Here is a 7,438-nt window from a genome sequence, read left to right on the forward strand (position 1 = left end):
GGAGGGTGTCATGTCGGAGCGAGGGGGGAGATGCGGGTCGAAGAGGGCGCTTTCACGCCCAGGCAGAGGGCCCGGTGTGCGGTTCTGGGATGATACCGGGATGACCCTGAATGAACGCTGGTGCCAACTGGAAACCCTGCTGGGCGAACTCTGGCGCGACACGCTGAATTTCCCCTGGCGCAACACCGCGCTCACGCTGCGCGAACGCTTCCGCGAAGACCAGCTGGGCGTGGCCGCGTCCAGCCTCACCTTCACCACCACGATCTCGCTGGTGCCCCTGTTCACCGTGGCGCTGGCGATCTTCAGCGCCTTCCCCATGTTCGCGCGCCTGCAGACCACGCTGCAGCGCTGGCTGATTGAAAGCCTGGTGCCCGACAACATCGCCAAACAGGTGCTCAGCTACCTCAACCAGTTTGCCGCCAAGGCTGGGCAGATGGGCTGGGCTGGCGCGCTGGTCCTGCTGGTGACGGCGCTGGCGCTGATTCTGACCATTGACCGCAAACTCAACGACATCTGGCGCGTGCGCCAGCCTCGGCCGTTGACGCAGCGCATCCTCGTCTACTGGGCGGTGCTCACGCTCGGTCCGCTGCTGCTGGCCGCCAGCCTGACCGCCACGTCATACGCCGTGTCCGCCTCAAGCGGCATGGTCTCGGGCCGCTCAGGGGTGCTGCGCCTGCTGCTCGACTCGCTGCAGTTCGCATTGATGACCGGCGGCATGGCCGCGCTCTACCGCTTCGTGCCCAACACGCACGTGCGCTGGAGCCACGCCCTGGTGGGCGGCCTGTTCGTGGCCGGTGGCATTGAACTGGCCAAGGGCGTGCTGACCTGGTACCTGACCAAGGTGCCCACCTACTCGGTGGTCTACGGCACCTTCGCCACCGTGCCGATCCTGCTGGTGTGGTTCTACGTGGCCTGGGTGATCGTGCTGCTGGGCGCGGTGGTGGCGGCCTACCTGCCCAGTCTGCTCTCGGGCATTGCGCGGCGCGGCAACCATCCCGGCTGGCGCTTCCAGCTCGCGCTGGAGACGCTGGCGCAACTGAACGCATTGCGCGGGTCTGCGCAGCACGGCATGAGTCTGCAGGCCCTGGCACAGGCGTTGCGGGTAGACCCGCTGCACCTGGAAGAGCCGGTGGCGGCGTTGGTCGCGCTGGACTGGCTGGGGCGGCTCGACGAAGAGAGCGAACGCTACGTCTTGCTGCAGGACCCAGCCAAGCTGCCGCTGTCGCCCTTGGCGCAGCGCCTGCTGCTGCCGGCGTCGGCCAGCACCGAAGCCTTTTGGGACAGCAGCGGCCTGGGTGCGATGACGGTGGGTCAGGCGTTGACGGCGCCAGTGAATCCGGGGCCCCGGCGCGTTCGCTGAAGCAGGGCTGCCACCTTGTTGTGGTCGTTCTCGACTTTGCCCTTTGAGGATGGCGGGTCGGCGGGGCTTTTCTTGTCCGGCCTGTCTGGCGCTGGGCGGTGTGGTTCCTGAGCGCGCGCCCGCTCGTCCGGCGCCGACTCCGCGTCACGGTAGGCCCCGCGTTGATTGAGCTCCCGGTTCACATCGTCGCTGCTGCCCAACGGCGCATGGTCTTTGCCCCGTCCAAAGTCGCCTTGGGGTTGACGCGGCAACGCATACACACCGGGTTTCCGGTACCTGTGGTCTTGAATCATGATGGTTTCCTTTCTGATTTCCCCGGAGGCAATTCGCGTTCCTGCGGTCCGCCATCAGCGGCGTGCGCGCGATGACCTCCGGAACTTGTGGCGCAACCACTGCTGCTCCAGCCACAGCGTGGCGGTGGCCACCGGTCGCTGGAAAAATGGGACATCGATCGCGATGAGCAAGAGACCCAGAGGCAAGAGTTCCAGGCCCAGGATTGGCAGGAACCAGAAAAAGCTGGCCACAACGCACAGCACGCCCAAGGGCAAGCGCACCATCCGGGCGCGTGGGTTGCGCAACCAGCGAATGACGCGGCACAGGCGATCAGGGACCTGCGCCTGAAGAATGTCCAGCGCTTGATCCAGTTTCTGTTGGTCCCGTTCCGTCATGAAATCGCCTTTGCCCGTCCCCATGGGGCCACGCACAGCTGGCGGCAAACGGCGTGCCTGGGGCGGGGTGATGGCGTACCCGCGTGGGCCCCAGAGACTTCAGAGGACAGAAAACGGCGCGCTCAGGAAACCGCGAAAACGCGCCCGCCCGGCACGGGTCGGCGCGTCGCTCAAGCTGAAATCCGGAAAGCGCTGCAGGAAGCGACCGATGGCGATGCGGCCTTCCAGCCGCGCCAGGCTCAGGCCGGCGCACTGGTGAATGCCGAAGCCAAAGGCGAGGTGTTTATTGCCCTCTCGCCGCAGGTTGAGGGTTTCCGGTTGCTCGTACACAGACGGGTCGCGGTTGGCCGCGCCGATGCACAGCGTGACCAGCGCGCCCGCGGGCAGATGCACGCCGCCGACCTGCGTGGCCACCAGCGCGCGGCGGTTGCCGAGCTGGTTGGACGATTCGAATCGCAGGCACTCGTCCACCGCCGGCGACAGCACCTGCTCTTGCGCAGCAGCATCGCCCGCGCAAGCCCGCAGGTCGGCCAGCAACTGCGCGCGCGCTGTCGGGAATTCCTGCATCAGGACCAGGCCGTTGCCGATCAGGTTGGTGGTGGTCTCATGCCCGGCATTGAGCAGGAAGATGCAGTTCTGCAGCAGCTCGACCTCGCTGAGTTGTTCGCCGCCCGCTTCCCCCTGGATCAGGCGCGTGAGCACGTCGCGCTCCGGGTCGCCGGGGGCCCTTCTCCGTTCGGCGACCAGACCGCGCAGGTAGGCCAGCATCTCAGTCACGCTGCGGTTGCCGGCGGCGTGCTGGGCGGGCGTGGGCACGGGTTCGAGCGCACCGAGGATGGCCAGTGACCAGTCCCGCAGCGGGCCGCGGTCGGCGTGTGGCACGCCCAGCAGGTTGCCGATGATCTCCACCGGGATGGCCGAGGCGAAGTCTTCGATCAGGTCACCGCCGCCCTGCGCTTCGATGCGGTCTAGCAGGCTGTCCACCAGCGCGATCAGGCCCGGTTCCATGTCGGCGATGGCGCGGCGCGTGAGCGCGCCCATGATCAACTTGCGCACCCGCGTGTGCAGCGGCGGGTCATTGAACACCAGGCTGGTCGTGTGATGCTCGAACAGCGGGGACGGCGCCGTGTCGCTACCGAAGGGCTCCTGGTTGTACTTCGGCGCGAACTCCACGTGTTTGTCGGAGCTGAAGGTGGCCGCGTCGCGGTACACCGCGATCAGGTCGGCGTGGCGGGTCAGGAAGTACGAGCCATCGGGCATGCGCCGCACCGGCGCTGTCTCGCGCAGCAGGGCGTACACCGGGTAGGGGTTGGCCAGGAAGTCGGCGGGGAGGGCGCGCAGATCGAATGCCGCTGCGATCTCGCGCGCTCGATCCGCGCTCATGGGCGGGGTGATCAACGACGGATTCATCTTGGTCCGGTCATGTGGCGGTGACGCTCGCGGTGGAGGCCGCCGCCGCGGAGCGCATCGCAGCGACGAGGTCTTCAATGGGGCGCTGAGACCGTTCTCCTTGCGGCATCAAGGCACGGATCTCCACGGGAATCTCGGGCGTCAAAGTCCGTACGTGCAGCTCTGCACAACGTGTGGCGCTGGCCGTGAACGAATCGATGATCGCGGGCCCGAAGCCCTGCTCGGCAAAAACCATCGCAATGTGGTGTGTTTGAACCGACATGCCGGCGACAGGAGACAGGCCGAGGCGTGACCATTGGTCGGCCAGCATGGCGCCCAGCGGGTCACGCTCATCGATCCGGATGAAGGGTTCACGCAAGACGTCTTCCATCGCGATGGTGCTTCTGCGGTCAGACCCCCGTTGTTTGACTTTGGAGACGTACACGAGGCGCCCTGTCGCGACATGTTCTTCATTCAGGCTGGCGTGCATGACGTTGCCATAGACGATGCCGATGTCGGCCTCTCGCAGTGCGATGGCCCGTGCAATTTCATTCGAATGCAGCGTTCGGACAGACAGGGCCAGGTCCGGATGGCGTCGCCGAAAGAGCGTCAACGCGTCGGGCAACAAGCGAACGGCGAGCGAGGGAACGATGAGGATGCGCAACTCGGGATTGGACTCACCCGTCTTGAGCGCGGAGGCCAGGCGCCGCACCTCCTCCAACTGGGTCATCAGCCGCTGGACTTCGGGGTACAGCGCTTGTGCCTCACGGGTCGGCACCAGCCGTCGGCGTTGGCGGGTGAACAGCTGATAGCCCAGTTGCAGTTCGGCGTGTTGGATCGTCTGAGTGACCGCGGGCTGGGTCACGTGCAGCAGCCGTGCCGCCGCGCTGACGGTCCCCGTGAGCATCAGGGCATTGAAGGCTTCGATGTGCTTGAGTCGCATGGGGGAGCGGTTGTGTTGGTGGTAACCCTGATATCAGGCCAGCTTATGTGAGGGCATGAAATGCCGATGACCCGAGCCCGGTCGAAAACCTAGCATTCCCTCCATGCCTGTTCATCAACCTTGACTTCTTGGAGAACCCCATGTTGAACCTCTCACGCGCTCCATCCGGTGCCGCCATCGCGCTGATTATGCTGGCCTCAGCTCCTTTTTCAGCCGTGGCGCAACCTGCCACGACGCTCGACAAAGTGAAGGCGAACGGCGCCATCACGGTGGGCTACCGGGAAGCCTCGATCCCCTTTTCCTATCTGGGCGGTGACGGTCAGCCCACGGGTTTTGGGTGGGAAATCTGCGGGAAAGTGGTCGATCAAGTGAAGAAGACGGTCGGGCTGGCCGACGTCAAAGTGCTCAAGCAATCGGTGACCTCCCAAAACCGCATTCCGCTGATCCAGAACGGCACCATCGACATCGAGTGCGGGTCGACCACCAACAACGCCGACCGCAACAAGCAGGTGGACTTTGCCATCAACTACTTCTACACCGGGACCCGCTTCATCGTGAAGGAGGGCTCCAGCGTCAAGTCGGTGGACGACCTCAAGGGCAAGAAAGCCGTTTCCACCACCGGCACGACCAACTACCAGGTTCTGCGCAAGGTAAACGCCGAAAAGAACATCGGCTTTGAGCTGATCGGAGCCAAGGACCATGGCGAGTCACTGCTCCTGGTTCAGCAGGACCGTGTCGACGCATTCGGCATGGACGACATCCTGCTCTACGGCCTGCGTGCCAGCGCTTCCAACCCGGCGGATTTCGCCATTGTGGGAGACCCGATCCAGGTCGAGCCCTACGCCATCATGCTCCGCAAGGACGATCCTGCGTTCAAGAAGCTGGTGGACGACACCCTGGCCGGAATGATCAAGAGCGGCGAGTTTCAGTCGCTTTACAAGAAGTGGTTCCAGTCCCCCATCCCGCCCAAGGGCATCAACCTGAACGCGCCGATGAGTAAGGAGTTGCAAGACAACCTCAAGCTGTTGTCGGACAAGCCAGCGCAATGAGTGGACGATTTTGAGCGCCCCCATGTTCGAACAGACCATGTCCACCGAAGTTTGCCAACCGATCTCGCCCGCACTGCTCGCGGTGGCGCCGGGTTTGATCGGGGTGCTGGGGGGCATGGGGCCCTTGGCGACGGTCGACTTCATGCAAAAGTTGCTGCTCGCCACACCTGCCCACAATGACCAGGAGCACGTGCCTGCCCTGATCAGTTCGATCCCTCAGATACCCGACCGAACGGAGGCGTTCCGCGGTGAAGGCGCGTCTCCGCTGGCGGCCATTGTCGAGTGCGGAATGCGTCTGAAGCTGGCAGGCGTCGGGCTCATCGTCATGCCTTGCAACACGGCACACCTGTGGTTTGACGAGGTTCGCGAGCGTGTGGGTGTTCCGATGCTGCACATCGTTGATGCCGCCATCGGGCAGGCCATGAAGACGGTGGGCACCAGCGCGCGCCTGGGGCTGCTCGCCACCGATGCCACCCTGGCCTCCGGTCTGTACATCAACCGCAAGGCACAGGCGGCGGGCGGCTCGGCCGTGCAATGGCTGCTGCCCACAGCGCAAGAGATGCTCGACCTGGTCATGCCTGGCATTGCCGCCGTCAAGGCCGGTCAACTGGGCGCCGGCCAAGCGCTGTTGCTGAGCGCCGCGAACGCCCTGCATCAGCGTGGAGCCACGGCACTGGTCATGGGGTGCACCGAGATTCCCATCGTTCTCAACGATGGCAATGCGCCCCTGCCCACGGTCGATGCCACCGCCGCGCTGGCGCAAAGAGCGGTGCATTGGTCGCGCCAGAAAACGGCGCAAGAAGCCTGACCGACATCTGTTTCTCAAGACCGAAAGCGGTTCGATCCGCTTTGATCAACATGACACCAACCAACCACCACAACGTGCGCCAACAACCCCCTTCTGTGCGGATCGAGCGTGACCTTCTGGGCGAGCGCGACACGGTTTTCCCCGAGGGGGTGAAGGCGCTGCCGGCATCCCCCCGATGGTCTCTTGGGGATCGTGTCTGTGAGACGACGTCATGAGCATGGAGTGGCACATCTTTTGTCAGGGGCTTTCATCTGGTGGACCTGTCTCCGGATGCCTGGGTTCGGGTCATGACATCAGCTACCTGAGCTGGATGCTGTCGGCCTGGGGCTGGACGCTGAGTGTGGCGCTGCTGGCGTTGGTCGTGGCCCTGGCTGTGGGCTCGGTCATGGGTGTTTTGCGCACCACCCCAAACAAGTTTCTGGTGGCCATCGGCGACGCCTGGACCGAGCTGTTTCGCAACATCCCGCTGCTGGTGCAGATCTTTCTCTGGTACTTCGTCTTGCCTGCGGTCTTTCCCGTGCTCAAGGCCGTGCCCAGCTTCATCCTGGTGGTGTTCGCGCTGGGCTTCTTCACCTCCGCGCGCATTGCCGAGCAGGTGCGCGCCGGCATCCAGAGCCTGCCCAAGGGGCAACGCTACGCCGGTCTGGCCATGGGCCTGACGCTGTCGCAGACCTACCGCTACGTGCTGCTGCCGATGGCGTTTCGCATCGTCATCCCGCCGCTGACCAGCGAGAGCATGAACATCATCAAGAACTCTTCGGTGGCGTTTGCCGTGTCCATCGCCGAACTGACCATGTTCGCCATGCAGGCGCAGGAAGAAACCTCCCGCGGCATCGAGGTCTACCTCGCCGTGACCGGCCTGTATTTCATCTCCGCCTTCGTCATCAACCGCATCGCCCTGTTCATCGAACACAAGGTGCAGGTGCCCGGCATGATCGGAGGGCATTGACATGAACCTCGATTTTTCCTTCCTCGACTGGTCGGTCTTTTCGAGCTTCGTGCTCAAGGGCCTGATCTTTTCGGTGCAGCTCACGCTGGTGGCCATGATCGGTGGCGTCGTGCTGGGCACGGTCCTGGCGCTGATGCGCCTCTCAGGCAAGAAGTGGCTGGTGATGCCGGCCGCGTTCTATGTGAACACCTTGCGCTCCATCCCGCTGGTGATGGTGATCCTGTGGTTCTTCCTGCTCATTCCGCTGATGATCGGCAAGCCCATGGGCGCGG

At 64.2% G+C, this 7,438-nt stretch carries 8 protein-coding genes; 5 read left to right on the forward strand and 3 right to left on the reverse strand.

Annotated elements, in window-relative coordinates; genetic code table 11:
* Positions 1-100 precede the first annotated feature (100 nt).
* Positions 101-1,360, forward strand: a complete 1,260-nt coding sequence (locus B0E41_RS00460; protein ID WP_077327546.1) for a YihY family inner membrane protein — start codon at positions 101-103, stop codon at positions 1,358-1,360.
* Between the two features lie 347 nt (positions 1,361-1,707).
* Here B0E41_RS00460 and B0E41_RS00465 read toward each other — a convergent pair whose 3' ends face one another.
* The 3 genes from B0E41_RS00465 to B0E41_RS00475 form a co-directional block, all read right to left on the reverse strand.
* Positions 1,708-2,028 carry a hypothetical protein gene (locus B0E41_RS00465; RefSeq protein WP_077327567.1) on the reverse strand — a complete coding sequence of 107 codons (321 nt, stop codon included), beginning with the start codon at positions 2,026-2,028 and terminating at the stop codon, positions 1,708-1,710.
* Positions 2,029-2,127: 99 nt separating this feature from the next.
* Positions 2,128-3,438: a cytochrome P450 gene (locus B0E41_RS00470; RefSeq protein ID WP_077327550.1), complete on the reverse strand. Its 1,311-nt coding sequence runs from the start codon at positions 3,436-3,438 to the stop codon at positions 2,128-2,130.
* Between the two features lie 10 nt (positions 3,439-3,448).
* Positions 3,449-4,360 (reverse strand): LysR family transcriptional regulator, encoded by a 912-nt coding sequence (locus B0E41_RS00475; RefSeq protein WP_077327553.1) that lies wholly within the window; start codon positions 4,358-4,360, stop codon positions 3,449-3,451.
* A 188-nt stretch (positions 4,361-4,548) separates the two neighbouring features.
* Here B0E41_RS00475 and B0E41_RS00480 point away from each other — a divergent pair, with 188 nt between their 5' ends.
* From B0E41_RS00480 to B0E41_RS00495, 4 genes are all read left to right on the forward strand, one after another.
* Complete coding sequence (locus B0E41_RS00480) at positions 4,549-5,409, forward strand: amino acid ABC transporter substrate-binding protein (protein ID WP_253194510.1); 861 nt, start codon at positions 4,549-4,551, stop codon at positions 5,407-5,409.
* A 37-nt stretch (positions 5,410-5,446) separates the two neighbouring features.
* Positions 5,447-6,217 (forward strand): amino acid racemase, encoded by a 771-nt coding sequence (locus tag B0E41_RS00485; protein WP_171984619.1) that lies wholly within the window; start codon positions 5,447-5,449, stop codon positions 6,215-6,217.
* A gap of 211 nt (positions 6,218-6,428) precedes the next feature.
* Positions 6,429-7,166 (forward strand): amino acid ABC transporter permease, encoded by a 738-nt coding sequence (locus B0E41_RS00490; RefSeq protein ID WP_077327562.1) that lies wholly within the window; start codon positions 6,429-6,431, stop codon positions 7,164-7,166.
* Between the two features lies 1 nt (position 7,167).
* The coding region (locus tag B0E41_RS00495) for an ABC transporter permease subunit (protein ID WP_143433593.1) at positions 7,168-7,438 on the forward strand (271 nt) is incomplete at its 3' end.

The sequence above is a fragment of the Hydrogenophaga sp. A37 genome (assembly GCF_002001205.1).
Classification (GTDB): domain Bacteria; phylum Pseudomonadota; class Gammaproteobacteria; order Burkholderiales; family Burkholderiaceae_C; genus Hydrogenophaga.

Coding starts and splice junctions, on each gene's coding strand:
- B0E41_RS00460 (WP_077327546.1), top strand. CDS start 101: ATGACCCTGAATGAACGCTGGTGCCAACTGGAAACCCTGCTGGGCGAA.
- B0E41_RS00465 (WP_077327567.1), bottom strand. CDS start 2,028: ATGACGGAACGGGACCAACAGAAACTGGATCAAGCGCTGGACATTCTT.
- B0E41_RS00470 (WP_077327550.1), bottom strand. CDS start 3,438: ATGAATCCGTCGTTGATCACCCCGCCCATGAGCGCGGATCGAGCGCGC.
- B0E41_RS00475 (WP_077327553.1), bottom strand. CDS start 4,360: ATGCGACTCAAGCACATCGAAGCCTTCAATGCCCTGATGCTCACGGGG.
- B0E41_RS00480 (WP_253194510.1), top strand. CDS start 4,549: ATGCTGGCCTCAGCTCCTTTTTCAGCCGTGGCGCAACCTGCCACGACG.
- B0E41_RS00485 (WP_171984619.1), top strand. CDS start 5,447: ATGTCCACCGAAGTTTGCCAACCGATCTCGCCCGCACTGCTCGCGGTG.
- B0E41_RS00490 (WP_077327562.1), top strand. CDS start 6,429: ATGAGCATGGAGTGGCACATCTTTTGTCAGGGGCTTTCATCTGGTGGA.